The sequence below is a fragment of the Phormidesmis sp. 146-12 genome (assembly GCF_052939495.1).
This window is the reverse complement of sequence record NZ_JBJPHS010000096.1, coordinates 1-22,905: the sequence shown is the minus strand read 5'-3', so window position 1 is coordinate 22,905 and position 22,905 is coordinate 1. Positions and strand designations below refer to the sequence as shown.

The following is a 22,905-nucleotide window of genomic DNA, read 5'->3' as shown; positions in this document are numbered from 1 at the left end:
ACTTCCCTCCTAGCTTCCTTTCTCGCTTTCCTGAGTTTTGTCAGTCAAGCAGGTGAAGGAGTCACTGGTGATTGCATCCCAGAGTTGTTCAATCGTCGTGGCAATGTAGGTGACATAGAGGAAGGTCGGTTTACTCATGGTCGGTCTCCTGGGGGGGTCGTTCGAGGTTACGCTTGAGTTGGCTCAAGGCATCAAGTTGTTGATGATCGTACTTGCTGAGCCAGCGATCGTAGATCTCTTGAATCGGAGCGGGATTGAGATAGTGCAGTTTTTCTCGTCCCTGCCACAGGGTGATGACCAGATTGGCAGCCTCTAACACCGCAAGATGTTTACTGACCGCCTGCCGCGACATGGCAAGGTGTTCGCCAAGTTCTCCTAGGGTTTGTCCGTTGTGGGTGTACAACTGATCGAGCAATTGTCTCCGACTGGGATCGGAGAGGGCTTTAAACACGACATCCATATCCCTATTATGCAACTAAATGGTTGCATGTCAAGCCAACATTCCAGTCGAGGTAAATCTGAAATTTGAGCAAATTTTGGCTACGATCGCAGAACTGATGCAACTGACTGTGACACCGATTCAAGCCGCTCAATGGTAGGGAGGAACTGTAATGAACTTGTTCAATCATGCTTCAAATGCTGGAATGAATCTCGATGATCATTGGCTACGATCGCGCACTATATTCCTCCGACAACCCATCACCCATGAGGTTGCTAATGGACTGATCGCTCAACTGGTCTGTCTGGAGGGAGAGGATCCAGACGCTACAATTCAACTTCATATTCAGACCGAGGCAGGTTCGGTTGCGGCTGGACTAGCAATTTATGACACGATACGGAGTTTACGTGCTCCCGTTCATACGCGGTGTACGGGTGCTGCTGATGGAATTGGATCATTGCTGTTAGCGATTGGAACTTCTGGATACCGATCGGCACAGCCTCATGCTCGGATTCGACTTGCCCAGCCTGAAACCTCGTTTTCTGGGGGAACAGCATCCGACGTCGAAGCAGCGGCAGGAGAAGTCTTTCGTCAACGGCACATGCTTTACGAACTGTATGCCGAAGCGACCGGACAACCCATCGAACGAATTGCGGGAGATAGTAGCCGCCGCACGTTTATGTCAGCGACGGACGCGCAAGCTTATGGACTCATTGATCACATCATCCAGCCTGGTCTACAGAAATGACCCTCACCTTAACTGAAAGGTAACGTCTACTGGCGATTGAGAATTTAATCTCCCAGCCAAGTGATGGATTAGATCAACTCGCGATTCAATTTGATTTACTTTTGATAAAATACCTTAGCGTTGAGGATTAGCGATTAGTGCAAAGCGCAACTCCAAAGATACCGTGTTGGGCAGAGGTGATCACACTTTTCTCGTGGTAGAGCGATCGCGGTGGAGTTGCCAAGGTTGTTTACCGCTGTTTATCTTGGTCGTTACACTGCTTATGTAAATTTGCAAAGATAGGATAGAACACATGACAATCACGGGAATCTGCCACTGTGGAAAGACTGCCTTTCAAATAGAGGGCGACATTCCAGCGAAACTCACTCGGTGCACTTGCTCCTTCTGTTCTAAACGTGGTGCGTTATGGGCGTACTACGCACCTAGTCAGTTCAAACTGACAACCCCAGCAGATGATGATGAGGTCTATAACTGGAATACTAAACTAGTGGCGCATCACTTCTGCCCTAAGTGCGGATGCACCACATTCTCCGATAGCCCAGCATTTGAACCCGATGGAAGCTGGGATAAAAGCACTCGCCGGATCGGTGCAAATGCGCGTTTGTTCGATAACTTCGATGCAGCGGCGGCTCCTGTCATGGTTATCGATGGCAAGAACCTTTGGTAATTGGCACTGCGAAGTTTAGGCTAGTTCACTGTTATGAAAATCTTAGTGACAGGGAGTAGTGGTCATTTGGGCGAAGCATTAGTGCGGACACTGCAACCGACCAGCCATGAGGTGGTTGGGGTTGACATTGTACCTTCAAACTTCACTCATCACGTTGGCTCGATCGTTGACCGAAAGTGGGTCAAACGTTGCATGGCAGGAATCGATGCAGTCCTTCACACCGCAACCCTGCATAAACCCCATATCGCCACTCACAGTCGGCAAAGCTTTGTTGACACTAATATCACAGGTACACTCAACCTGCTAGAAGAGGCAGTATTGGCTGGTGTGAAATCGTTTGTCTTTACCAGCACTACCAGTACTTTCGGCGATGCACTCATTCCACCTGTGGGTGCTCCTGCGGCATGGATTACTGAAGAAGTTGCTCCCATTCCTAAAAACATTTATGGTGTGACAAAGACAGCAGCAGAAAACCTATGCGAACTCTTCTACCGAAATCGGGGTTTGCCATGCTTGGTATTGCGAACCTCGCGCTTCTTTCCAGAAGCAGATGATCATCAAGAGACCCGCGAGGCTTACGAAGATGGCAACATTAAGGCAAATGAATTACTCTATCGCCGTGTGGATATTGAAGATGTCGTGAGTGCCCATCTCCTTGCCCTTGAGAAGGCTCCTCTAATCGGCTGCGCTCGCTACATCATCAGTGCAACGACTCCTTTTACTCCAGACGATCTGTTTGACTTGCAAGTCAACGCCTCGCTTGTCGTGAAACGGAAGTTCCCGGACTACGAGGAAGTGTACGCACAGCAAAGGTGGAAGCTATTTTCTAGCATCGAAAGAGTTTATGTCAACGAACGAGCCAGGAATGCCCTTGGCTGGCAGCCGCGATATGATTTTCGGCACGTACTTGATAGTCTGAGAGCGGGAACTGATCCACGCAGCCCCTTGGCACGTACAGTAGGGTCAAAGGGATATCACGATCGCAAGTTCGCAGAAGGTCTATACCCCGTGGAGTAATTTAGGCGTAAGCAATCTACCACGATTGGATATTTGAACTTTGTACCTGTCACAGATTGCCGCACTCTTTCGTCTTGTAGGTGAACGCCTACCATTGAACTACCGCGATCGCCTGCCTCTAATCTCAAGTTTCCTCATTCAGAAGCGTTCCTTCGGTATTGGCTCCTTCCAAATTTGCGCCATTCAAATTTGCCTGATTTAGATCCGCTGCTTGCAGATTCGCCTGAGACAGATCGGCAATTTCCAGGTTCGCTCCACTCAAATCTGCCTGTTCCAGGTTAGCAGCCGCCAGATTAGCGTCGCTCAAGTTGGCTTCACTCAGGTGAGCCTCGGTCATGTTTGCCACTGTCATCTCAGAATGGCTGAGATTGGCCTGATCCAGCAATGCTCCCTGCAAAATAGCTCCATCGAGAATGGCATCTTGCAGATCTGCTCCTTGCAAATTTGAATGGGTCAGATTTGCCCCATTCAAATCGGCATGGTGGAGCCGAGTATGGCTGAGGTTCGCGTGACTTAAGTTTGCGCCGTTCAGGTCGGCGTGGTCGAGAATTGCACCGCTAAGATTGACACCGACCAAACTGGCTTCACTGAGATCAATTCCAGTGGAATCCCTTCTACCTCTGGAGTATTCTTCTAGGATTTCTACCAGTCCCATACTAGCCTCCTCACAAATGAACCTCTGACTGGCAACATTCCCAGTCGGAGAAATACTGAATATGAAACAGTTCTGCTCTAGAAAAATCACCCGTTTTACGGTTGGGACGTTTCTGAACTCGGTAAGGGGCGATTGATATCAATGCCCGGAGGCAAAAATCGTCCCGTGGTTGCGTAGTTGTAGCCAAAATATCCAATGCCCGCAATCAGGGCGATCGCCAGCAGCGCTCCTAAAATGCCATCTCCTGAGGCTGGGCGAACTGTTGAGCGGCGATCGCGCACTCCATCCCGGTAGCCTCTCAAATACTCAGGATGATCTGCCTCACGCAATGGTTCAACGCTCCGTTCTTTATGACCTCTCATGCTGGCTCTCTCCTGATTCGTTAAAATCGTTACTCAAAATTAGCCGTTTTGAAATTGTTGAGATCGAATGCTCACAGATTGAAAGACCTGTTCGGTTAGGGAGTCTGTTAGTTATTTCGACTAGACTAACAGCCCTGATCGAACTCAACCTCTATCCAGAAAATGACTTCTTCTCGCAAACTCCTCTTTCCTGAGTAGGAACAGGCTCCTTTATCCACAGATTGATCACGAGATTGATCACGGCTCACTTCCCCCACTGGCTGGTAGCGGCGATCGCCAGTAGGCGGAGTGGACTGCTGCCTAAGCTCTTTCCGGGGATCAATGTGAAACTTAAAATTTTCTTTTAGGGTTATGTTGCATTTCTTGCTATACAAACTCTGTAAAAGTCGCATGTTTACTTCTACTTCCATCCGGCTGCAACAGACTGGCATTGCAGTGCTTGCTCTATTACTGTTCACACTGATGCTGCTACTGGTTACTGACCCAGAAAAATTTCTTTGGGCACAGATAACTCTCAACTGCTGCACTCAAGATCCTGGTTTGGGCTGGTTCTCAGCCTTGATCCCTACAATTGGTATTTTTCCTCTTGCCGCAATGACGGTTTCTTCAGAGGGTAATTCATGGGCAGATGGCGAAACTGGGCGCTCCTGGCACTCCCAAGATCAGAGTCAGAATGAGCCTGAGCAATTGCAAGGCAACCCCTGGTTTCGGGCGATCGCTGAGGGTAGTTTGGATGCGGTCTACCTGCTCAAGAGTGTCCGAAATTCAGCAGGAGAGGTGATTGACTTTCAGTTTCTGGATCTCAACGAACAGGGTGCAAATTTGATTTCCCGTCGCCGTGCCGAAGTCATTGACCAAAGGCTTTGTGAACTCTTGCCCATCAACCGAGCGGCTGGATTTTTTGAGCGATACAAGCAGGTGGTTGAAAGTGGCATCGCTCTAGAGGAAGAGTTTTCTACCGAGGGAATGCCAGGAGTGGCAACTCAATGGCTGCGTCATCGGGTCGTTCGGTTTGAAGACGGCATCGTCATTACGTCTAGAGATGTGACAGAGCGCAAGCAGGCCGAGATCGCCCTTGCTGACCGAGAGCAGCTTTATCGCACCCTGGCAGAATTGATGCCGCAAATGGTCTGGCAGCTCAATGCAGAGGGGCAAATTAAATATGCCAATCAGCACTGGCAACGGGGCTTAGGGGTAACACCAGAGCAGATTAACCAAACTGGATGGGAACCAATCTTACACCCAGAGGAGCTTGCCTATCTGAATCCTCGCTGGCAACGGGCTTTTGAACAGGGGGTGCCGAATGAGGATGAATTTCGGTATCGCATGGCAGATGGCAGCTATCGCTGGTTTTTGGGACGAGTGGTGCCGATTAAAGATGAACAGGGACAGGTGATTAAATGGATTGGAACCAGCACTGATATTGACGATCGCAAACGAGTAGAGCAGGAACTTCAACAGCGAGAACAGCAGTTCAGAACCCTCGCAGAAAATTCTCCTGATATAATTGCACGGGTTGATCGAAACCTGCGCCATCTGTATGTTAATCCTGCCATCACAAAAGCAACGGGACTGGCTCCGGAGGTATTCATTGGCAAGAGCAATGCCGAGATGGGAATGCCTTTGGAATTGAATCAGTTTTGGGAATCAAAACTCAATCGGGTGTTTGCTACCGGACAGCCAGACTCCTATGAATTTAATTTTCCGGCTCCGGATGGCACTCGCTACTATTTGTCACGAGTGATTCCAGAATTTGCAGACAATGGAGAAGTTGCAACCATTTTAGGTATTACCAGTGACATCACTGACCTGAAGCAAGCAGAACAATCTCTGCGGCAGAGTGAAGCTCGCTTCCGACGAGTGGTGGAATCAAATATGATTGGGCTGGGCTTCTGGAATCTAAAAGGCGATATTTTGTCTGCCAATGATGCCCTGTTAACGATGTTAGGCTATACCCAGGAGGAGTTTCGCAGCCAACCTTTGAGTTGGCGTGAGATCACTCCCCATGAGCATGAAACCGTTGTAAATAAAGCACTTCAAGAAATTGCCGAACAGGGTTTCTGTACGCCTTTTGAGAAGGAGTATATCTGTAAGGATGGTTCTCATGTGCCCATTCTCTGTGGGGGCGCGACTTTTGAGGACAGCAGTGATGGCGGTGTTTTCTTTGTCATTGACCTGACCGAACGCAAAAAAATTGAGTCGGAATGTGAACGGCTACTGAAATTAGAGCGAGCGGCTCGTCAGGAGGCAGAAGCGGCTAATCGAATCAAAGACGAGTTTTTGTCGGTCATCTCTCATGAACTGCGAACGCCGCTCAATCCAATTTTGGGTTGGATCAAGCTGCTAAAAAATCACAGATTTGATGCTGCTCGGACAGAGCAAGCCTTGTCGAGTATTGACCGCAATGCTCGGCTTCAAGCTCAACTGGTTGAAGATTTGCTAGATGTGTCACAAATTTTGCAGGGTAAACTGAGCCTGAGTTACTGTCCGGTGAATGTTGTTGAACCCGTAGAAGCTGCGATCGCCACGGTTCGTCTATCGGCTGAAGCCAAATCGATTCAACTCCATACCGCTCTCGACCATACCATTGGACGAGTGTTAGGTAACCCCTCTCGAATTCAGCAAGTGACGTGGAATTTACTTGCCAACGCCATCAAATTTACCCCAGTCGGAGGACGTGTTGAAATTACCCTCGAATCTGTTGGGGCTTTTGCCCAGATTCAGGTTAGCGATACTGGAAAAGGAATCGAACCGGAGTTTTTGCTCTATATTTTCGATTACTTTCGTCAAGCCGATGGAAGCATCACCCGCCGATTTGGCGGCTTGGGACTGGGGCTAGCGATCGCTCGTCATCTGGTCGAACTGCACGGGGGGACGATTGAAGCCGCCAGCATGGGGGCAGAGAAAGGCGCAATTTTTACAGTCCGCCTGCCGCTTTTGCAAAACGATCCCAAGCCACCAGAACCGCTGGGCGATCGCGCTGTGGACAGTCCGCAACCGCTGCCGGAACCTTGCCTGGATGAAACACTTGAGGGGTTAAAAATTCTGCTGGTGGACCATGAAACAGAATCGCTAGAAATGATGACCCTGGCGCTCAGACAGGCAGGGGCTACAGTCATCGCAACCCCGTCGATTCAGGAAGCACTACAGACTTTAACCGAACTGACATCATCTGAGCTTCAACCTAATGTGCTGATCAGTGATGTCACGATGCCAGACGAAGATGGGTACAGTTTGATGCAGCAAATTCAATTGTTACATCCAGATTTGTTAAGCGGAATTTGGGCGATCGCCCTCACAACTTCTGCCAGTGAAACCGACGAGCATCAGACCTTAGCAGCAGGTTATCAGAGTCAAATCAGCAAACCCGTTGCACCGGGAACATTGATTTCGACAATTGCTACTTTGACCCAATCTATACCGAGGTCACAGGATCAACATTCAGGCTATTGATGCGATCGCTGGGCGAACTTTGGTCAGTTGGGTGTCGCATGGATTATTAATTCCGGCGGCAACATATCCTGTTTCCCTATCGGCAAGCTTATTGAATACCAACAGATGAATACTTTATTTTCCATCAGAGAACTTCTGATTGAGCTTCAAATAAACTCTAATGAAACTCATTAAGATCATTATTTTTCTATTTGTAAAAACATAATTAGCAATACGTTTACAAAGGAAATAAATGTTCCCATGCTGCTCCTGTAAGTTGCCACTTAATCTGGCTCCAGCCTCGCACTCGCATCCAGTCAGAACTCGGTTGCGTACTGATCGCCTGGAATCCATACCGTTCTGCTAGTCGGGATACTCTCAGGTTAGCACTCACAGAAATACCAAAAATTTCCTCTAATCCTAAATCGCGGAACCCAAAATCAATCAGAGCTTTCCCGATTTCAATGGCATAAGCATAACGCCCCCAGTACTGAGGCGCTAGCTCAATTCCCAGTTCTGCTTGCCCAGCTGCATAGCCATCCTGTCGCAATCCCCCACAGCCAATTAACTCCAGATTGCGGCGATCGACAATCGCTAACTGGTAATTGCGTCGCGGAACTTTGGTTGCCCACTGCATGAACCGTTGAAGCAGTTGATGAGTAAAGTCAGGGGATACCTCCTCTGACGAACAGAACTCGGCATAACGAGGGTCAGAGTGATAGGCAAGGAATGCAGGCTCATCCTCCTGAACAAAATCACGTAAAAGAAATCGTTTGGTGGTAATCTCCATAGCTGTGTTTTAGGAAAGCGATCGACTTTGAGTTCCTTCACCCGGCGTAATAAACAACACTGAACTGGGAGTATGAACCTTTGCCGTATGCCATACTCCGCGTGGCACCAAAATGTACTGACCGGGGGTGTTGAGAGACACGATTTCTTCCCCTTCGTCTTGCTCCAACACGAAATCAATCTGTCCAGATAAAAGACAGACAAATTCCTCTCCAGCAGAGTGTCTTTCCCAACTATCCCAGTCTTGCTCGAAGGTGTAGTGGGAAATCAATCGCTTTCCCTTGAAGTCTCCAAATTGCTGGCCTAGCTTTTCGTAAAAGCGATCGCCGACAGCGATCGGAATAGCATTGTTTGCGTCATCAAGCACAACAAACGTTGAGTTGATATTTTGTGGAGTGACTGCACTCATGATTCGATGACTCCTGCTGAAAAAATAAATAACAATTAACCTCGAAAACTGACTAACGTCTCTCGTCCGCCTGCTACGAAGTCAGGCTTCTGGAATACCTATACCCAATCTTCAACGGTTAAAGCCCAGCGTTCATGGTCACGCCATTCTCCGTTGATTTTCAGGTATCTTCGAGAGAAGCCCTCCTTTATGAAACCGAGTCGCTCTACCAAATTAATGGATGCCTTATTTTGGGGTTGAATATTGGCTTCAACTCGATGCAAACTGAGTGTACAAAAAGCGTAATCAATTGCTAAACGCACGCCTTCTGACATCAATCCCTGACCAGAAAAATTTACGTCAACGTAATAACCAAGATAAGCATTCTGAAATGCTCGGTAGAAGATTTGGCTCAAATTTACGGCTCCAATAATCTCATCGCTATTTGAACGGCAAATCATTAAGCCTTCAAAGTCCTCATTTTGGCAACGATTAATGTAGTTCTTGCACTCCTGCTCATTGAGTGGAGGAAAAGCCCAGGGGAAATGGAACTCCTGACTTCTTTGATGAAGGGCTAGTAATGCTTGACAATCTTCTTCGGCTGGCTTTCTAATAAAAACGCGAAGTGGCATGGAGATTCTTGACTCTGTAGTTGCTACCAATCATTTCGTCACGTACTCTTTATGTTCTATCGCAGATGGAGGAAGAGGGACTTGATTTACGTGCTGAAATAAACAGGAAAAGAGGAATTCTCATACGCCGCTCATATTCTTCCTGGCTTGAGAAATTTTGAGGTTGAGGGCGCGATTCTCGGATACGTTCTAGTTCAAAGCCAGCTATCCTGATCAGGTCGAAGTACTCCTCTATCATGCGATGATACTTTGTTACCTCATGTCCGAGCCATTGATGCACCCGTATGCCAGGTTTGAAGTAATCGTCCACGAGCCAGGTGGTACGATGACCCTCTGCCAAACTCGCAAAGTTAGAGGTAATCACAGGATGCTCTACCGAGAAAATCATGCGACCACCGGAACGAAGGGCTTGATAAGCTTCTTGAAACACAGGTTCGAGGTTTTCAACATATTGGAGAGCCAGCCGCGAAGCTACCAGATCCGCCTGTTCGCTCTGTGCCTTCCAGGTTTCTACCCGCTCATGATGCACTTTTCCTAATGTGTTAGTTAGCGTCGCTAAAGCAAGGTTAACCATTGCGCTAGAGGCTTCGATGCCAATGTAAGAGCGTGCCCCCTGTGAGAGTGCTGCTTTTCCAAACGATGCATCTCCACAGCCGAGATCAATAATGTCAAGCTGGTTGAGATTGCCTACAAGGTCTAAAAAAATCGGACGTTCAAGCGTGTCATTAGGATTGTCAGGTTGAGTGCGACGGGCAATGTATTTTGCTCTTACATCTGGATTGTCGTAAAACTCTTCATGGTTTGACATGGATTTCTGATAGATTACTTCACACCTATCTGTGGAGGGATGATTTCTTCACTAGCGGTTTGTTTGTTTGAATAGTCCGGCAGTCAGCAAAACAATACCCGTTAAGAAGAGATAAGCGTTTTGAAGGAGATAGCTGTCAGCAATGATTCTTCTTGAGGCAATGATCTCTGGACTGTCCGTTATGATGCTAACGCGTTGATTAACCAGTGATGAGATTAATAGATTAAAACGAAGGTTAACCAGCGATGGCAGAAAAAATAGAACGATGAAGGCGATCGCAATCAAAATGATGCCGATCGTGACTAAGTTGGAACTGGAAGAAAAACGTCGCATCATGGTTGATTCGTTGGAAAATGAGAACCTGCGAGAGTCATCCTTGATTGGTCATCCCATCACTTTGTCTTCTCCTAAGTGATCATTTAACTACTCTGGGCTGGTTGTGGTCAGGTTGTCTTGCTCCCAGGCAATCGTTTGCTGCAATGCTTCCTTTTCAGGTATGGGTTCAACATAGCCTAACTCTTCTCGAAATCGAGTTGTATCGATCGCCAGGTGATACTGCCACTGTAAATTCATCTGCAAATGAGCGGGGAGTTGGTCTTTGGGAAGCGTGACTATCTCGCTATGCCAATTCACCAAGTTTCCTAACCTCTGAATTCGCTCCAGTAAGGTTGGGGTGGAGGCTTCACCCAGGTTGTAGATGCGTCCAGCAGTGCGAGCGTCTGTGACAGCTAGGGCGATCGCCGCTGCAATATTTTCCACATAGCCATGAGAGAAGCGCCAACGGGCTTGTTCCTCTTCCAATAAAATGGGTTGCTGACCAAACATTGGCTGAAGGTAGGGCAGAAATCGATGTTGGCGATCGCCAGAACCATACATCGCTGGCAACCGGAGAATTGTGGCAGGAAGTTTTGGATGCTCCATTAGCACCTGTTCCACCAGAATCTTGTCGTAATCCTGCTTAAACTCGAAATCTAACCCCTCAAAGTCTCGATAGGGATATCGCGTTTCCCGCAGGGGTGCATCTTCCGTTAGGGGAACGGGATCAGGGGGATGGCTTCCTTGACCCTGTAAACCTTCATAGTTTCGGTAAACATCTCCACTGCTAATGGCAACAATACGCTGAGTGAAACCGCCGACCACCTGAACAAAATCCTGGACTTGTGCTTCTGTAAAAGGGATGATATCGAGCACAACATCGGGAGCAAATTGTTCAAATTGAGATTTGAAGTTGGGTAGCTGATTGCGTGTGCCGTAGAAATGGATGATCGAATTTAATTCACTGGCAGTGGTACTGCCTCGGTGAAACAGGGCAACTTGATGTCCCTGCGCCACTAATTGACGAGTGACCCGTGAACCCACAAAACCTGTTGCCCCGATCGCAAGAATTTTCATGGCATGGGATGAATAATGGCAGAAGTTGCTACGCTTTACACTCCGCCACTTTGGTCAGCCAAGCAGATCAAATTATCACAATTGTCATTCAACACAGCGATCGTGACCTCTCCCATTGGAGTTGGTTCGGCATAAAAAACCACACCCAATTTCTTTAAGCGTTCATAGCCTCAAAACTTTTTCCTGGTCATCAACAAACACGCTGTTGAGTTTGATCTTCACCACTCCTGCTCCCAAAGTTGAGGATAATGAGCAATCGCCCTATAATTATCGACTTCTAAAAGATCGGCATGGTCTACGCTCGGTGCTGAGTATTTGTAGCGATCGTGGGATATGTATTCAGACACCTATTACTCTGATTCGCTCAAGTAAAGCGACTGCATAGCCATTTGTCGGTACTCATCCAATCCCGACTTTAGCGCAAATTCCGCAAGTTCTATAGCAAAAGCAGCGTTCAGTTCAATCACATGCTCTGCCATCCTTGACCACGTGCGCCCTCCTGCCTCTGCATATGCCGAGATCAATTTATTGAGAGCATCTTGACCAAACGTGCGGTAATGGGCAACAAAATCTTTTGCTGGATCCGCGACAGACGCCTCAGTCCAATCGATGAATCCGGTCACTCGTGCCTGTCCATCAATCAGAATATGCCCTGCATGTAAATCACCGTGGGTTAATGCCGTTTCTTGCACCCAAATTTCATCATTATGAAGCCAGTTTTGCCACCGCTCCCATAACGCCTGACCAACACTAAACTCGCTCTTAACTGCATCCATTCTCTGCTTCATTTCAACCCTTATGGCTTCGGCAGTTTTAACCGGAAAACCAACTGCACGTACTCTCTCAATGCTGATTTGATGTAGAGAAACCAACCCCTGAGCTAGCGATTGATGGAATTGATCAGGTACATTCGCTGGCTCAATTTCCCACACATAGGCTTTTGCTTCTGGATCAATTGTACCCATTGGCACACCGGTTAAAGCCCGGTAAGCAATCAATTCATTTGTGCAAACTGTCCACTGTGGCACTTCCACACTTAAAAGCGGAGCAATCAGTTCTAACGTTCGTTTTTCCTTATCGACTGATGGCAAGACATCCTCCCGTCGAGGAAGACGCAAAATCCAGTGCTCTCCATCAATATCGGTTGCTAGCACGACTTGAAAGTCAAGACCCGACTCATTAAATTGAAGTGAATTTTTCTGGAGGATCAAACCGTTCTTACCGGCTAGCTCCAGCACTTCTTGCGGTGATTTTATATTTTCGATCATGTCTCTTACCATGTACCAAGAATCGCCAAAGAACCGGATGTTCCGGTGAATTCATCAAACTCTACAGCTTTGATGGGGCATTGAGTGCCATTGTGAATAAGGCTGCTGCGATAAATGCAGCGATCGCCCGCACATGATTCCAAAACGTCCAGTTTGTTAGGTATCTAGCCCAGAGATTTGCACCTTCTGGACTGTTGGGATTGGCAATAGCCAGGGCATCATTGAGTGGAACATTAAACATAATTGTCACTCCAAAACAACCGATCAGATAAAGCACAGCATTGGTCAGCAAAAAAGCAGTGCCGGGTTGTTGCCATCGAAGGAATGAAAAGACCATTAAAATCAGACAAACAACACTCGTACCTAAAAATGCGGTCATGAACCAGGGATTAATCACCGTAATGTTGATTGATTGCATGGCGGCGATTCCCTGTGCGGTTGGTTGTTGAGCTAAAGCCTTCATCACAAAGGTTGAGAAAGCGAAGAACACTCCCGCAATCAACCCACAGCCAAGGGCTGCAAGCAGTTTCAGGACATGCAGGTATTCAATCCCTATCATAGTTCAGTATTTACTCCTATGCAGCAACTAGCTCAGTGATTTTGTGACGATTGCGACCCACATCTCGATAGGCGATCGCATCATTGAGATGGTGCTGTTGCCACTGTTGGACAACCTCACGAGTCATGCGGCGAGAGTGCGATCGCTCTCCACGCGGACTCGCATCAATGTGTAGCAAAGGTGCCATCGTTTCTCCTAATTCACGTATTGATCCCCTTCAGACACCTTTAGATTAGGAAATGCTTTATCTTTTCGCTATCTGATTCTTGCGGAACTGTCACATTCTTAAGACAAGTTGCTAAACAAAGTAATGACAAAGAATCTATCCAAAGATAGAGAAAGTTCGTTCTCACCTCATTGGGTGAGTTGGAGAAAGAATGCGATTCTATAGAATCAGTTTCGCTGTACGTTACGCTAAGGAAGCTAATATTTTGAGTTAGCTTTCATACTGGAACACAAGCTTCACATCTTTAAAAGAGCTATCTAATCAATGAGAACAATTTTAACTGATCGCCTGCAAGCCATGCCAAAAGCGGAAATTCACGTTCATTTAGTGGGTGCGATTGACGCTGAAATTGTTTATCAGATGGCACAAAAGAATCGAGTAGAACTACCTGTAACTTCATTGGAGGAATGGAAGTCGTTCTATCAGTTCCGTGATTTAGCTCATTTTGTTGAGGTTTATACCATTGCCAGTCGCTGTATCCAAACACCTGAGGATTATGTGTTGATTGTTGAGCAATTCCTTAAGCACCAATCAAAGCAAAATATTTGGTACAGCGAAGTCCATTTTGGAACAACACTCCACCTGAATAAATTCTCCAATGAAGAACTCATTCATGCGCTAGAAACAGGAGCAGTAAGGGGAGAAACCAAGTATGGCAGCCGCGTCAAGTTTATTGCAGGTATCTCTCGCCATCAACCGCATTTGCAAAAGCAAGCTTTGGAGTGTGCTTTGCTTGGCAAAGAAAAAGGAATCATTGTCGCCTTGGGTCTTGCAGGATTAGAGACAGGATACCCGCCAGAAGATTATCTCGAAACGTTTGCAGAGGCAAAACGGCAGGGGTTACGAGTCGTTGCTCATGCGGGTGAAACAGAGGGCGCAAAGAGCATTTGGGGCGCATTGAAGAATTTACAGGCTGAACGAATCGGTCACGGAATTCGATGCTTGGAGGATGATGCTCTAGTTGAAGAACTCCGAATCTTACAAACGCCACTTGAAGTCTCGCCTCAAAGCAACTATTGTCTTGGTGTCGTGTCGCGTTCTCATCCACATCCCATTCGCCAGATGATTGATGCTGGACTTTATTGCACACTTAACTCTGATGATCCACCAATGTTCGACACTAATTTGGTGAATGAATATTTGACTCTAGCAACTCAAGGTTTTTCCTGGAAGGAACTATGGCAGTTAAATCTCAATACTCTGGAAGCTACGTTTTTGAGTGAAGCAGAAAAAGTAGCATATCGTATCAAATGGCAGGATTTTCTGGAGACAGCCTCGGGATTGGTTAACCTAAGCAGGTAGGTCACCCCACCTGCTTAGGTTAACCAATCCCTACGTCAGCGATGAGACAGAGTGATGTCATCCAGTGTTTACATCATCTGGCGGATCGGGCGGACAATCACTTCATTAACATCAACATCGTCCGGCTGGGACACAGCGTATAAAACGGCTCTCGCGATCGCCTCTGAGGCAAGTGCAGTTTTGCGAAGTTCTTTCAAAAAACCTTTGGATGACTCATCGGTGATATCAGAGCCAAGTTCAGTGGCAACGACACCCGGAGATATGGTAGTGACGCGAATATTTTGTGATTCCTGCCGCAGTCCTTCGGAAATTGCCCAAACCGCATACTTAGTTGCACAGTAAACTGCCGCAGTGGGTACTACCACATGGGCACCAATAGACGCCGTATTGATGATTTGCCCGCTGCCTTGCGCTTCCATAATCGGTAGCCCCGCCGCAATACCATTCAATACGCCCCTGATATTCACATTAATCATGTTGTCCCATTCCTCGACTTTGAGGGCATTCATCGGAGATAGGGGCATCACACCTGCATTGTTAAAGATGACATCGACGCGACCAAATTTGTCTTTGGTAAACTCAACAAATGCTTTCACATTGTCGCGATCGGTCACATCGACCGCTTTGCATTCTGCTGTACCACCGGATGCGTGAATCTCCTCGACTAGCTTTTCTAGCTTGTCTGTTCGCCGTGCCCTCAAAACGACTTTTGCACCATTTTGGGCGAGCAGTTTCGCGGTGGCTTCACCGATACCGCTACTGGCTCCAGTAATAACAATCACTTTATTTTCTACATTCAACATGATGGTTCTCCTGAGTGTTGAGATGGATTGGAATTAAATAGACTGACCACCAGAGACTTCAATTCTCTGGGCATTCACCCAGCGATTGTCTTCGGAGAGCAGTGATGCAATTGCACCCCCGATATCATCCGGAACACCGACGCGACCTAAAGCCGTTTGCGAAGCGATGAAGTTGTTAATTTCTGGATTGTCACGGACTGCACCGCCCGCAAAATCGGTTTCGATCGCGCCCGGAGCTACAACATTGACGGCAATTTGCCTGTGTCCTAGTTCTTTTGCCATATATCGGGTCAGCACCTCGATCGCGCCTTTCATGCTGGCATAAGCTGCGTAGCCCGGCAGCGTAAAACGAGCAAGACCCGACGAAAGATTCACAATCCGTCCGCCGTCCCTGAGTAGGGGCAGCAGCTTTTGGGTAAGAAAGAAAACGCCCTTGAATTGGATGTTCATCAATTGATCAAAATCGTCCTCAGTGGTTTCGGCAAACGGCTTATGGATTCCAATTCCCGCATTGTTCACCAGAAAATCAAACTGCTCGGTCTGCCACGTATCCTGAAGTGTTTGTTTGACCTGTGCCACAAATTCATCAAAGGTTTTTGTGTTGGCAGTGTCTAATTGCAGGGCAGCGGCTTTACCACCGATTTCTGCAATCTCAGAGACAACGCGACTTGCTTCTGCCTCGCTGCTGCGATAGGTCACGATCACATCGACTCCTTTTTTAGCAAGCGCCAACGCAGTATTTTTGCCCAGTCCTCGGCTTGCTCCTGTGACCAACGCGATCTTTGTGTTGTTTGTCATGGTTATTCTCCTTACTGAAGTTTTGGAAGTCGCTTTAGCTCAGCGACATGGCGACCAGCACTAATTCCTCGGCGAAACTCTTGCCCATAAATCGTTGAACTCTTGCATATCCAGAAAGGCGATCGCTTCGATTGCTTTGCCGTCCTGCATTCTGAAATACTAGGTGTAGGTGTTCCGATAAGGTCTGCCGTCCCCGGCGGTCGCGGCTCCATCCCACAGAGCAATGACCATATCGCCATCTGCCCAGATGCCGCGTACGGTTGGCACGATTGGGGTCGATAATCGGGCACTGGTTGGGTTAATGACTTGCTCAAGTAACGCTTGCTTGCGATAGGTTCCCGCAGTTGCGCCAGTGCCCGTAATCGTCCAGGTTGCCTCTGGAGCGAGCAGGTCGAAGAAGTTGCCAGTTCTGTTGCGCCAACCGTCAAAATACTGCCGGACGATTTCCTTGTTGCGCTGTTCGATCATCTGAGTCTTCTGTGCGTCTGTTTGATCGGACTGAGTTGCCTGAGCCAAATCTATGAGCGCTGGAAACGGATCGAGGGCAGGCTGGTTATTCAATACGGGCGAGTCATGACTTGGCTCAAACGCAGTCCCATTCGACTGAAAACCTGCCTCATCCGTGCGAGCTTGCGTCATCGCCGGAATAGCCAGCAGCCCAATCAGCCCTGTGCCAATGAAAATCTGACTTAAATAACGCATCATCTCAATCTCCTGAAATTTTCATGCAATTCGAGTCGTTGTTGCTCTACGAGGGGGAGACATAGACAACAACCTTACCGATGTGGCAACCGCTGGTGAGATAGGTTAAGGCTTGCTTGAAATGTCGGGTGCTTCAACCGCGCTCGGATGCAACCAGATCTCCAATGATTTTTCACTTTCACTTGCTGTTCAATGTGTTGAAGGGCTTATCTTTCTCGGTAAAAAACATAGCCGCCGTGATAAAGTACGCCGTCACGAAACTCGCCATCGGCGGTAAATCCGGTATCGTCCCAGTAATCAATGCGATTTCCTGTTATTTCATAGCGTCCCTGATACGCGCTCTCTCTGTCGCCGCGAGCTTCGTCGTAACGGTTGTTAGGTAGAAGTTCATGGCGGATATAACCATCTTGCGTAACCCACATTCCGACGTAAAGGTTACTGGTTTGGGAGGCTGCCGTATTAGCTTGATTTAGATTCATCGTTTGGCGATTGCTAAAGGCTTGAGGAGATGGAGAAACTGACGGGAATTCAGTAGCAGAAGCTTCTACGGAGGGTTCTGGCGCAGGTGCTTCTGCCTTAGATTGAGGAGTACAGCTTACCAATGCAAAAGCTCCCAAACTGATCGTCATTATCAATGTTTTGAGCATCGATTGTGTTTTCATGCCAGACCTATTTTGTATCAATATGGTTTGATGCTGAACTTGTGTTCTGAGCCATCCAACCGTAGTGCCGATGGGTTATTTTCAACCGTCCAAACCGATCGTTTGCAGCCTGACGGCTGCGAAGTCTGCGGCCCGATCGGTAACATCTAATTACAAGGGCAAGATCTGATCGCCGAACCGCAGTTAGAGACGGTTGTACTCGAATAGTTTCATCCTATAAGCAAGCATCAGGAGGCTAAATGCACAAACCTCGCAGATGATTGCCTAATCCTCTCAAAAGATGCAGGCAAAGCAGAAAGATTTCCTATAATGATTGCATGAGCAAGGCTACATCAATTAGGAATCCAGTATGACGATTGATACACTCAGCCACAAGAGCGCGATCGATAAATGTGCAGAACTAGCGGCACTCATCGATCGACACACAGACAGCAAGGGAGACATTTATCATCCAACTGCGATCGATCCCTTAGTCTTCTTTGTGCGATGCGATACTTGTAAATCCATCCAAACGGTCAGCGAACCGTTGTTCGCTATGGTGGTGCAGGGCGAAAAGAAATTATCGCTAAATGAGGAAATCTTTCAATATGGTGTTGCTCAATATTTGGTGATGTCAGTGGATTTGCCGTTGAGCGTTTGCATGATCGAGGCGACACCCGATCAACCCTATCTCGGCTTGAAGCTGAAGCTAGACCCAGTTCAACTCTGTGAGATTATTGCTCAAACAAACCGAGACAACGATCGCAAAGAAAACTCGGTCAGAGGCTGGTGCGTTAGCGATGCCAATCCGTCTTTGCTGGATTGCATCATCCGGTTAATCAACCTGTTAGAGACACCACAGGATATCCTGTTTCTCGCCCCGATGATGATCCGCGAAATTTATTACCGTCTACTCACCGATCACCAAGGTGAAACTGTTCGTCAGGTTGCCACCGCTGGCAGCAACATGCAGCGAATTGCAGAAGTAATCAGACAAATTAAGGCAGAGTTTAGCCAGCCGTTGCGGGTTGAGGATCTCGCTGAACAAGCGAATATGTCTACGGCATCGTTCCATCGCCATTTCAAAGCAGTCACCTCAATGAGTCCGCTGCAATACCAAAAACAATTGAGATTGTTAACCGCACGTCAGATGATGCTGGCTGAGGCGATCGATGCAACTCAAGCTGCTTATCAAGTCGGGTATGAGAGTACTTCACAGTTTAGCCGCGAATATGCCCGCATGTTTGGTGCGCCGCCTATCCGGGATGTTGAACGTTTACGGACAACCGAAACAGTACTCAGTAGGTGAACGGAATTAAACGTAGTGATGGAGGCAAGCTGAAGAGCCGCCCATCAAGGTTGTTCCAGCCATGCCAACTCTCCTGCTGCGCGTTGATCGGTCTACGTCATAGGATCATTCTCAATGAAATGCTGATTTGTAATCGACTTCAGGTGGCAATGCATCAATAGACTGCAAGATAGCGCGCGAAATTCTCTCGCGTTTGTATAGATCGTCCAGACGGTTAGGTGTATCTATATTTAAGGCAAAGAATACTGGACCTGTGGGCCATTCGACCCAGCCAACCCACCAGCCCCATCTGCCTTCCCAGCCTGTCTTAGCGCGTAGAATCCAATTCTGATCTGCTTCAACGATCATAATGTCCTTAACCGGACGCTGCTGTTCAACGCTGAAAGGTAGTTCGTTCTAATACAGTTTTTGTAGAAAATAAATTTGCTCTTGTGCCGAGATTGCTAGCCCTCCATCAATCCAGTAAGCACCTTCACTAGTACTTGGGTCTGCGTTCCCGTAATCAATTTGTGTCAGATATTTTCTTGCTTTCGCTTCTCCGATTTCGTTAGCAAAAATTTCGTAAACCCAAACGGCTGAGTTTCGCATAGCTGAGCGCAAATTTTGATCCTGATTGTGTGGAGCGAAGTCCCTCTCCACTCCATCCCATTCAAAAACTTGAAATTCATCACGAACAACACCAGCATCAAGTGCAAAGAGAGTATGTGGGATCTTGAATGTTGATGCTGGCGAATAGCGTCTGTTTGCGCGCTCCTGGTTATAAACCCACACATGTCTAGTGTCTTCGCGCTGATCTGATATGGCAATCGTGCCCTGAGCTTCAAAATCTTCAAAAAATCTGCTCCAGTCAGGTTGCTCTTCTACCTCTGTGACATTTAATGGTAGTTCGTCGCTTGTGAAGAGTTCAGTCTCCAGGGCTTTCGTTTGCTCATCTAGTCGAAGAGTATCAATCCTTGGGGACAATTTAGCCAAGATGGGCTGTACGAATACCACAGTACTCACAGTCAAGCATACGATCCAGGGAAAGCGGTGTTTCATACTATTTAGTCCTTGCTAGCCTAAGAAGCTATACTACCCACACAAGCGACAAGCGAGAATCCCAGACAAATTTCAAAGTTTCTACGGACTTTTCTCTGGGAGATACTAAAGCGGCACCAGGTAAGCTTTGCATTACCACCAAAATCTCTCAACCGTCCACTTCACCGACTTGTTATACCTCAATCGAGAAGCACAATCGAGGCATAAATTAAAGGCACTTCGTCTTAAAGCTTAGGGGAGAGTTAGAATTTCTACCCCTTCCTCAGTCACAGCAACGGTGTGTTCAAACTGAGCAGAGAGTTTTTTGTCTTTCGTAATCACAGTCCAACGATCCGCGAGAGATTTAAGCTCATAAGTCCCTTCGTTTAGCATAGGTTCAACTGTAAAAACCATTCCTGGACGCAGCTTCAACCCACTGCCTCGTTTGCCATAGTGAGGAACTTGAAACTCTGTATGCATCTGCCTGCCAATGCCATGTCCAACCATGTCTCGAACAACTGAGAATCCACTTGCCTCCGCATATTCTTGAATTGCAGCGCCAATATCACCCACTCTTGCACCAGGCTTGATTTCAGCAATTCCTCGCATCATGGATTCTTGAGTGGCTTCAACCAGTTTCCGGGCTGTTGTGGATACTTGACCCACTAGAAATGTTCTAGACGTGTCGCCATGATAACCTTCTAGTCTGGGGGTTACATCGATATTGATGATATCGCCGTTTTTAAGAATTTGCTTTGGGTTTGGAATTCCATGACAAACCACTTCATTCACGCTGGTGCAAATGGAACCTGTAAACGGGGGATGACCAGGAGGAGCATAGCCAAGTGTGGCACTGATAGCATCATGAGCTTGCATCCAACGTGCTGCCTCATCATTTAAAGCTTGCGTACTCACTCCAGGTTGCACCATTGGTTCGAGATAATTGAGGAGATTTGCAGCAAGTTGTCCAACACGGCGCATCTTGTCCATTTCTCTGGCTGAGAGCAAGACAAGCCCCCGATTAATTGACGGCTGCACGCGGTTGGCGGCGATCGAAAGCAAATTTTGATGGTTCATATCTAAAGTCTCCGTCACTCTTGCTAGACCATGCTAGCACAGCACGGTCTAGCACGGCATGGTCTAGTTTGTTGCTTGTATAATAGATATAACAAGAGAGTAAAAAAAAAATTTGCTATGGGCGGAAAAACAGACTTAGACAGAGTGGTTGCTTACATTCCTTCAAAGTGGAAAAAGGAATTGGAAGAATGGGCAGAGGCAGATGAGCGCTCCGTCTCTTGGCTAGTTTCAAAATTAATTGATAAGGCTTTGCAGGAACGTCGAACGCAGCAAAGTCCTTCAAAAGTGGTGAATATGCGTTGAAGCCAGTGCTAGCAACTTTATGCAAACACAGAAATTGCTGCTCCGAAAATATGTGGATTGGGTTCCCCTATGCCCCACACAACACCGAGATCTTTCTGTACAGAGTAGATAAAATACCTGCTCCGCATAGTTTTTAGCTAGTGGGCAACGCCTACCCACTAGCTCTATCTAGCTCAAAAATGATCTGTGTCTTTAGAGTTGTTATTCTATCCGCTTGCTTCGCTCGGTGTAGAGCATCGCTGGCAACAGTGCTGCCGCTAATGCAAAACTCACGGAACAATTGCAGTAACGCGGATTTCAATCCGCATCGTTGGCAGTCCAAGAGCCGCGACTCCTACCTGTGTCCAAATTGGGGCATGGTTGGGCATGTAATGGCGATATAGCCTGACCATCACATCGTTGACCTCTGGGGGCAACCCGCCAACATGGTAAGAATTGACGTGGACAACGTGCTCCCAACCCGCCCCGGCAGTTGCCAGGGTTTGCTCTACGTTCCGAAACGCCTGAGCAATCTCGTCTGCGATCGCTTCAGGAATTTGCAGGTTGTCATCCCAGCCACCTTGACCTGATATCTCCACGCGATCGCCAATTTTTAGCGCTTGAGAGTAATGCAATTCATTTAGCATGTAGTCCCCATAACCGGGGGTGACAAAAAACTCGGGCTTATTCATGGTGTTCCTTTTTTTGTGGCAATTAATTCTTTTGATCCAGGTGCTGAACGTTCAGCCTATGCCAGCCAGCCACCAGGATCGGAACCGTGGACAAGTTGAATTCACAATTTTTTCACCAGTCAGAAATGCGGTAGATTACTGACTATTTCTGCTGAAGAAAGTCCAGCAACATGGGATTGACCTGATCAGCGTGAGTCCAGTTGATGGCGTGCGGCCCGCCAGGGATAATCTCAAGCTGACTGTTTTTAATCAGTTTCGGGAGTCTTGCGGCAGTGGATTCAAGTGGCAAAATGCGATCGGCATCGCCATGAATGATTAGGGTAGGTATATCAATCCGGGGCAGATCATCGCGGAAATCGGTGAGCCAGGACGGGACACAATCCAAAGTTCCTTTAGCAGAAGCCCCAGCTGCTACATTCCAGCAGGCTTGAATGGCATAGTTGCTGATGCGTTCGCCCAGCAGCACATCCACATTAAAAAATTCTCTGAAAAATTCAGAAAAGTAAGCGGGACGGTCTTTAACGATCGCTTTCATAATGCCATCGAAAACGCTCTGGTCAACGCCTTCGGGATTATCAGCGGTCTTCAGCAGGAAGGGCGGCACTGGAGCCATCAGCACGGCTTTTTGCACCCGCTTTGAGCCATAGTTGCCAAGATAGCGCGTGACTTCGCCGGTTCCCATAGAGAAGCCGACCAGCACAGCATCATGCAAGTCAAGTTTGGTTATCAGCGTGTTCAAATCGGCTGCAAAGGTATCGTAGTCATAGCCCAACGAGGGTTGGCTAGACGCACCAAATCCTCGGCGATCGTAGGTAATCACTCGATACCCCGCATTTAGCAGCACCAAGACCTGCTTTTCCCAGGAATGGCCGTTGAGGGGAAATCCATGAATGAGCACAA

At 47.6% G+C, this 22,905-nt stretch carries 27 protein-coding genes and 1 pseudogene; 7 read left to right on the top strand and 21 right to left on the bottom strand.

All coding sequences use genetic code 11. The annotated features are described in order from the left end of the window. Positions 1–9 precede the first annotated feature (9 nt). Both ACKFKF_RS27575 and ACKFKF_RS27570 read right to left on the bottom strand, forming a co-directional pair. On the bottom strand, positions 10–138 hold the full coding sequence (locus ACKFKF_RS27575) for a hypothetical protein (protein WP_446870576.1): 129 nt from the start codon (positions 136–138) through the stop codon (positions 10–12). Continuing rightward, positions 131–460, bottom strand: coding sequence for an ArsR/SmtB family transcription factor (locus ACKFKF_RS27570; RefSeq protein ID WP_446870575.1), 330 nt, complete (start codon positions 458–460; stop codon positions 131–133). The genes ACKFKF_RS27575 and ACKFKF_RS27570 overlap by 8 nt, the downstream gene beginning before the upstream one ends. Positions 461–611: 151 nt before the next feature. On the opposite strand from ACKFKF_RS27570, the gene ACKFKF_RS27565 reads away from it, so the two are divergent. From ACKFKF_RS27565 to ACKFKF_RS27555, 3 genes are all read left to right on the top strand, one after another. Continuing rightward, complete coding sequence (locus ACKFKF_RS27565) at positions 612–1,187, top strand: ATP-dependent Clp protease proteolytic subunit (RefSeq protein ID WP_446870574.1); 576 nt, start codon at positions 612–614, stop codon at positions 1,185–1,187. A 292-nt stretch (positions 1,188–1,479) separates the two neighbouring features. Further along, positions 1,480–1,854, top strand: a complete 375-nt coding sequence (locus ACKFKF_RS27560) for a GFA family protein (RefSeq protein ID WP_446870573.1) — start codon at positions 1,480–1,482, stop codon at positions 1,852–1,854. Between the two features lie 33 nt (positions 1,855–1,887). Continuing rightward, positions 1,888–2,871: an NAD-dependent epimerase/dehydratase family protein gene (locus ACKFKF_RS27555; protein WP_446870572.1), complete on the top strand. Its 984-nt coding sequence runs from the start codon at positions 1,888–1,890 to the stop codon at positions 2,869–2,871. 124 nt (positions 2,872–2,995) lie between these two features. Here ACKFKF_RS27555 and ACKFKF_RS27550 read toward each other — a convergent pair whose 3' ends face one another. Beyond that, positions 2,996–3,526, bottom strand: coding sequence for a pentapeptide repeat-containing protein (locus tag ACKFKF_RS27550; protein ID WP_446870571.1), 531 nt, complete (start codon positions 3,524–3,526; stop codon positions 2,996–2,998). 95 nt (positions 3,527–3,621) lie between these two features. Beyond that, the gene (locus tag ACKFKF_RS27545) at positions 3,622–3,888 is read right to left on the bottom strand and encodes a hypothetical protein (RefSeq protein WP_446870570.1); all 267 of its coding nucleotides are present in this window, start codon (positions 3,886–3,888) and stop codon (positions 3,622–3,624) included. Between the two features lie 390 nt (positions 3,889–4,278). Between ACKFKF_RS27545 and ACKFKF_RS27540 the strand changes: the two genes are divergently transcribed. Continuing rightward, a complete protein-coding gene (locus ACKFKF_RS27540; protein ID WP_446870569.1) occupies positions 4,279–7,341 on the top strand; it encodes a PAS domain S-box protein in 3,063 nt (1,020 codons plus the stop codon). Positions 7,342–7,558: 217 nt separating this feature from the next. Here the strand turns inward: ACKFKF_RS27540 and ACKFKF_RS27535 are convergent, their stop codons facing one another. From ACKFKF_RS27535 to ACKFKF_RS27495, 9 genes are all read right to left on the bottom strand, one after another. Next, positions 7,559–8,110 carry a GNAT family N-acetyltransferase gene (locus ACKFKF_RS27535; RefSeq protein ID WP_446870568.1) on the bottom strand — a complete coding sequence of 184 codons (552 nt, stop codon included), beginning with the start codon at positions 8,108–8,110 and terminating at the stop codon, positions 7,559–7,561. A gap of 9 nt (positions 8,111–8,119) precedes the next feature. Beyond that, entirely contained in the window at positions 8,120–8,518 is a 399-nt protein-coding gene (locus ACKFKF_RS27530; protein WP_446870567.1) for a cupin domain-containing protein, read from the bottom strand. Positions 8,519–8,616: 98 nt separating this feature from the next. Beyond that, the gene (locus tag ACKFKF_RS27525; RefSeq protein ID WP_446870566.1) at positions 8,617–9,129 is read right to left on the bottom strand and encodes a GNAT family N-acetyltransferase; all 513 of its coding nucleotides are present in this window, start codon (positions 9,127–9,129) and stop codon (positions 8,617–8,619) included. Between the two features lie 49 nt (positions 9,130–9,178). Continuing rightward, positions 9,179–9,937, bottom strand: a complete 759-nt coding sequence (locus tag ACKFKF_RS27520) for a class I SAM-dependent DNA methyltransferase (RefSeq protein WP_446870565.1) — start codon at positions 9,935–9,937, stop codon at positions 9,179–9,181. A 51-nt stretch (positions 9,938–9,988) separates the two neighbouring features. Next, positions 9,989–10,273, bottom strand: coding sequence for a hypothetical protein (locus ACKFKF_RS27515; protein WP_446870564.1), 285 nt, complete (start codon positions 10,271–10,273; stop codon positions 9,989–9,991). An 87-nt stretch (positions 10,274–10,360) separates the two neighbouring features. Further along, entirely contained in the window at positions 10,361–11,329 is a 969-nt protein-coding gene (locus ACKFKF_RS27510; protein WP_446870563.1) for an NAD-dependent epimerase/dehydratase family protein, read from the bottom strand. A 350-nt stretch (positions 11,330–11,679) separates the two neighbouring features. Further along, positions 11,680–12,597 carry a macrolide 2'-phosphotransferase gene (locus tag ACKFKF_RS27505; protein ID WP_446870562.1) on the bottom strand — a complete coding sequence of 306 codons (918 nt, stop codon included), beginning with the start codon at positions 12,595–12,597 and terminating at the stop codon, positions 11,680–11,682. Between the two features lie 61 nt (positions 12,598–12,658). Next, positions 12,659–13,156, bottom strand: a complete 498-nt coding sequence (locus ACKFKF_RS27500) for an anthrone oxygenase family protein (protein ID WP_446870561.1) — start codon at positions 13,154–13,156, stop codon at positions 12,659–12,661. A gap of 16 nt (positions 13,157–13,172) precedes the next feature. Further along, positions 13,173–13,343: an NAD(P)H-dependent oxidoreductase gene (locus tag ACKFKF_RS27495; protein WP_446870560.1), complete on the bottom strand. Its 171-nt coding sequence runs from the start codon at positions 13,341–13,343 to the stop codon at positions 13,173–13,175. 303 nt (positions 13,344–13,646) lie between these two features. Between ACKFKF_RS27495 and add the strand changes: the two genes are divergently transcribed. Further along, complete coding sequence (add, locus tag ACKFKF_RS27490; RefSeq protein ID WP_446870559.1) at positions 13,647–14,684, top strand: adenosine deaminase; 1,038 nt, start codon at positions 13,647–13,649, stop codon at positions 14,682–14,684. 68 nt (positions 14,685–14,752) lie between these two features. Here the strand turns inward: add and ACKFKF_RS27485 are convergent, their stop codons facing one another. From ACKFKF_RS27485 to ACKFKF_RS27470, 4 genes are all read right to left on the bottom strand, one after another. Then, positions 14,753–15,487: an SDR family oxidoreductase gene (locus ACKFKF_RS27485; RefSeq protein WP_446870558.1), complete on the bottom strand. Its 735-nt coding sequence runs from the start codon at positions 15,485–15,487 to the stop codon at positions 14,753–14,755. A 33-nt stretch (positions 15,488–15,520) separates the two neighbouring features. Next, positions 15,521–16,285: an SDR family NAD(P)-dependent oxidoreductase gene (locus tag ACKFKF_RS27480; protein ID WP_446870557.1), complete on the bottom strand. Its 765-nt coding sequence runs from the start codon at positions 16,283–16,285 to the stop codon at positions 15,521–15,523. A gap of 159 nt (positions 16,286–16,444) precedes the next feature. After that, complete coding sequence (locus ACKFKF_RS27475) at positions 16,445–16,990, bottom strand: nuclear transport factor 2 family protein (RefSeq protein ID WP_446870556.1); 546 nt, start codon at positions 16,988–16,990, stop codon at positions 16,445–16,447. Between the two features lie 203 nt (positions 16,991–17,193). Continuing rightward, positions 17,194–17,649 (bottom strand): Atu4866 domain-containing protein, encoded by a 456-nt coding sequence (locus tag ACKFKF_RS27470; RefSeq protein WP_446870555.1) that lies wholly within the window; start codon positions 17,647–17,649, stop codon positions 17,194–17,196. A 349-nt stretch (positions 17,650–17,998) separates the two neighbouring features. Between ACKFKF_RS27470 and ACKFKF_RS27465 the strand changes: the two genes are divergently transcribed. After that, complete coding sequence (locus tag ACKFKF_RS27465; protein ID WP_446870554.1) at positions 17,999–18,937, top strand: AraC family transcriptional regulator N-terminal domain-containing protein; 939 nt, start codon at positions 17,999–18,001, stop codon at positions 18,935–18,937. 111 nt (positions 18,938–19,048) lie between these two features. Here the strand turns inward: ACKFKF_RS27465 and blaOXA are convergent. Beyond that, a pseudogene (gene blaOXA, locus ACKFKF_RS27460) lies at positions 19,049–19,795 on the bottom strand (class D beta-lactamase); the annotation flags it as partial. Between the two features lie 411 nt (positions 19,796–20,206). After that, positions 20,207–21,031, bottom strand: a complete 825-nt coding sequence (gene map, locus ACKFKF_RS27455) for a type I methionyl aminopeptidase (protein WP_446870553.1) — start codon at positions 21,029–21,031, stop codon at positions 20,207–20,209. Between the two features lie 117 nt (positions 21,032–21,148). Here map and ACKFKF_RS27450 point away from each other — a divergent pair, with 117 nt between their 5' ends. Continuing rightward, positions 21,149–21,334 carry a ribbon-helix-helix domain-containing protein gene (locus tag ACKFKF_RS27450; protein ID WP_446870552.1) on the top strand — a complete coding sequence of 62 codons (186 nt, stop codon included), beginning with the start codon at positions 21,149–21,151 and terminating at the stop codon, positions 21,332–21,334. A gap of 269 nt (positions 21,335–21,603) precedes the next feature. Here ACKFKF_RS27450 and ACKFKF_RS27445 read toward each other — a convergent pair whose 3' ends face one another. Together ACKFKF_RS27445 and ACKFKF_RS27440 are read right to left on the bottom strand one after the other, a co-directional pair. Next, positions 21,604–22,005, bottom strand: coding sequence for a RidA family protein (locus ACKFKF_RS27445; protein WP_446870551.1), 402 nt, complete (start codon positions 22,003–22,005; stop codon positions 21,604–21,606). A gap of 142 nt (positions 22,006–22,147) precedes the next feature. Next, positions 22,148–22,905, bottom strand: a 758-nt coding sequence (locus tag ACKFKF_RS27440) for an alpha/beta fold hydrolase (protein WP_446870550.1), incomplete at its 5' end; no start/stop codon positions are given.

Bases quoted from the DNA above. Each gene is read 5' to 3' on its own strand.
- ACKFKF_RS27575 (WP_446870576.1), bottom strand. From the start codon at position 138: ATGAGTAAACCGACCTTCCTCTATGTCACCTACATTGCCACGACGATT.
- ACKFKF_RS27570 (WP_446870575.1), bottom strand. From the start codon at position 460: ATGGATGTCGTGTTTAAAGCCCTCTCCGATCCCAGTCGGAGACAATTG.
- ACKFKF_RS27565 (WP_446870574.1), top strand. From the start codon at position 612: ATGAACTTGTTCAATCATGCTTCAAATGCTGGAATGAATCTCGATGAT.
- ACKFKF_RS27560 (WP_446870573.1), top strand. From the start codon at position 1,480: ATGACAATCACGGGAATCTGCCACTGTGGAAAGACTGCCTTTCAAATA.
- ACKFKF_RS27555 (WP_446870572.1), top strand. From the start codon at position 1,888: ATGAAAATCTTAGTGACAGGGAGTAGTGGTCATTTGGGCGAAGCATTA.
- ACKFKF_RS27550 (WP_446870571.1), bottom strand. From the start codon at position 3,526: ATGGGACTGGTAGAAATCCTAGAAGAATACTCCAGAGGTAGAAGGGAT.
- ACKFKF_RS27545 (WP_446870570.1), bottom strand. From the start codon at position 3,888: ATGAGAGGTCATAAAGAACGGAGCGTTGAACCATTGCGTGAGGCAGAT.
- ACKFKF_RS27540 (WP_446870569.1), top strand. From the start codon at position 4,279: ATGTTTACTTCTACTTCCATCCGGCTGCAACAGACTGGCATTGCAGTG.
- ACKFKF_RS27535 (WP_446870568.1), bottom strand. From the start codon at position 8,110: ATGGAGATTACCACCAAACGATTTCTTTTACGTGATTTTGTTCAGGAG.
- ACKFKF_RS27530 (WP_446870567.1), bottom strand. From the start codon at position 8,518: ATGAGTGCAGTCACTCCACAAAATATCAACTCAACGTTTGTTGTGCTT.
- ACKFKF_RS27525 (WP_446870566.1), bottom strand. From the start codon at position 9,129: ATGCCACTTCGCGTTTTTATTAGAAAGCCAGCCGAAGAAGATTGTCAA.
- ACKFKF_RS27520 (WP_446870565.1), bottom strand. From the start codon at position 9,937: ATGTCAAACCATGAAGAGTTTTACGACAATCCAGATGTAAGAGCAAAA.
- ACKFKF_RS27515 (WP_446870564.1), bottom strand. From the start codon at position 10,273: ATGATGCGACGTTTTTCTTCCAGTTCCAACTTAGTCACGATCGGCATC.
- ACKFKF_RS27510 (WP_446870563.1), bottom strand. From the start codon at position 11,329: ATGAAAATTCTTGCGATCGGGGCAACAGGTTTTGTGGGTTCACGGGTC.
- ACKFKF_RS27505 (WP_446870562.1), bottom strand. From the start codon at position 12,597: ATGATCGAAAATATAAAATCACCGCAAGAAGTGCTGGAGCTAGCCGGT.
- ACKFKF_RS27500 (WP_446870561.1), bottom strand. From the start codon at position 13,156: ATGATAGGGATTGAATACCTGCATGTCCTGAAACTGCTTGCAGCCCTT.
- ACKFKF_RS27495 (WP_446870560.1), bottom strand. From the start codon at position 13,343: ATGGCACCTTTGCTACACATTGATGCGAGTCCGCGTGGAGAGCGATCG.
- add (WP_446870559.1), top strand. From the start codon at position 13,647: ATGAGAACAATTTTAACTGATCGCCTGCAAGCCATGCCAAAAGCGGAA.
- ACKFKF_RS27485 (WP_446870558.1), bottom strand. From the start codon at position 15,487: ATGTTGAATGTAGAAAATAAAGTGATTGTTATTACTGGAGCCAGTAGC.
- ACKFKF_RS27480 (WP_446870557.1), bottom strand. From the start codon at position 16,285: ATGACAAACAACACAAAGATCGCGTTGGTCACAGGAGCAAGCCGAGGA.
- ACKFKF_RS27475 (WP_446870556.1), bottom strand. From the start codon at position 16,990: ATGATGCGTTATTTAAGTCAGATTTTCATTGGCACAGGGCTGATTGGG.
- ACKFKF_RS27470 (WP_446870555.1), bottom strand. From the start codon at position 17,649: ATGAAAACACAATCGATGCTCAAAACATTGATAATGACGATCAGTTTG.
- ACKFKF_RS27465 (WP_446870554.1), top strand. From the start codon at position 17,999: ATGACGATTGATACACTCAGCCACAAGAGCGCGATCGATAAATGTGCA.
- map (WP_446870553.1), bottom strand. From the start codon at position 21,031: ATGAACCATCAAAATTTGCTTTCGATCGCCGCCAACCGCGTGCAGCCG.
- ACKFKF_RS27450 (WP_446870552.1), top strand. From the start codon at position 21,149: ATGGGCGGAAAAACAGACTTAGACAGAGTGGTTGCTTACATTCCTTCA.
- ACKFKF_RS27445 (WP_446870551.1), bottom strand. From the start codon at position 22,005: ATGAATAAGCCCGAGTTTTTTGTCACCCCCGGTTATGGGGACTACATG.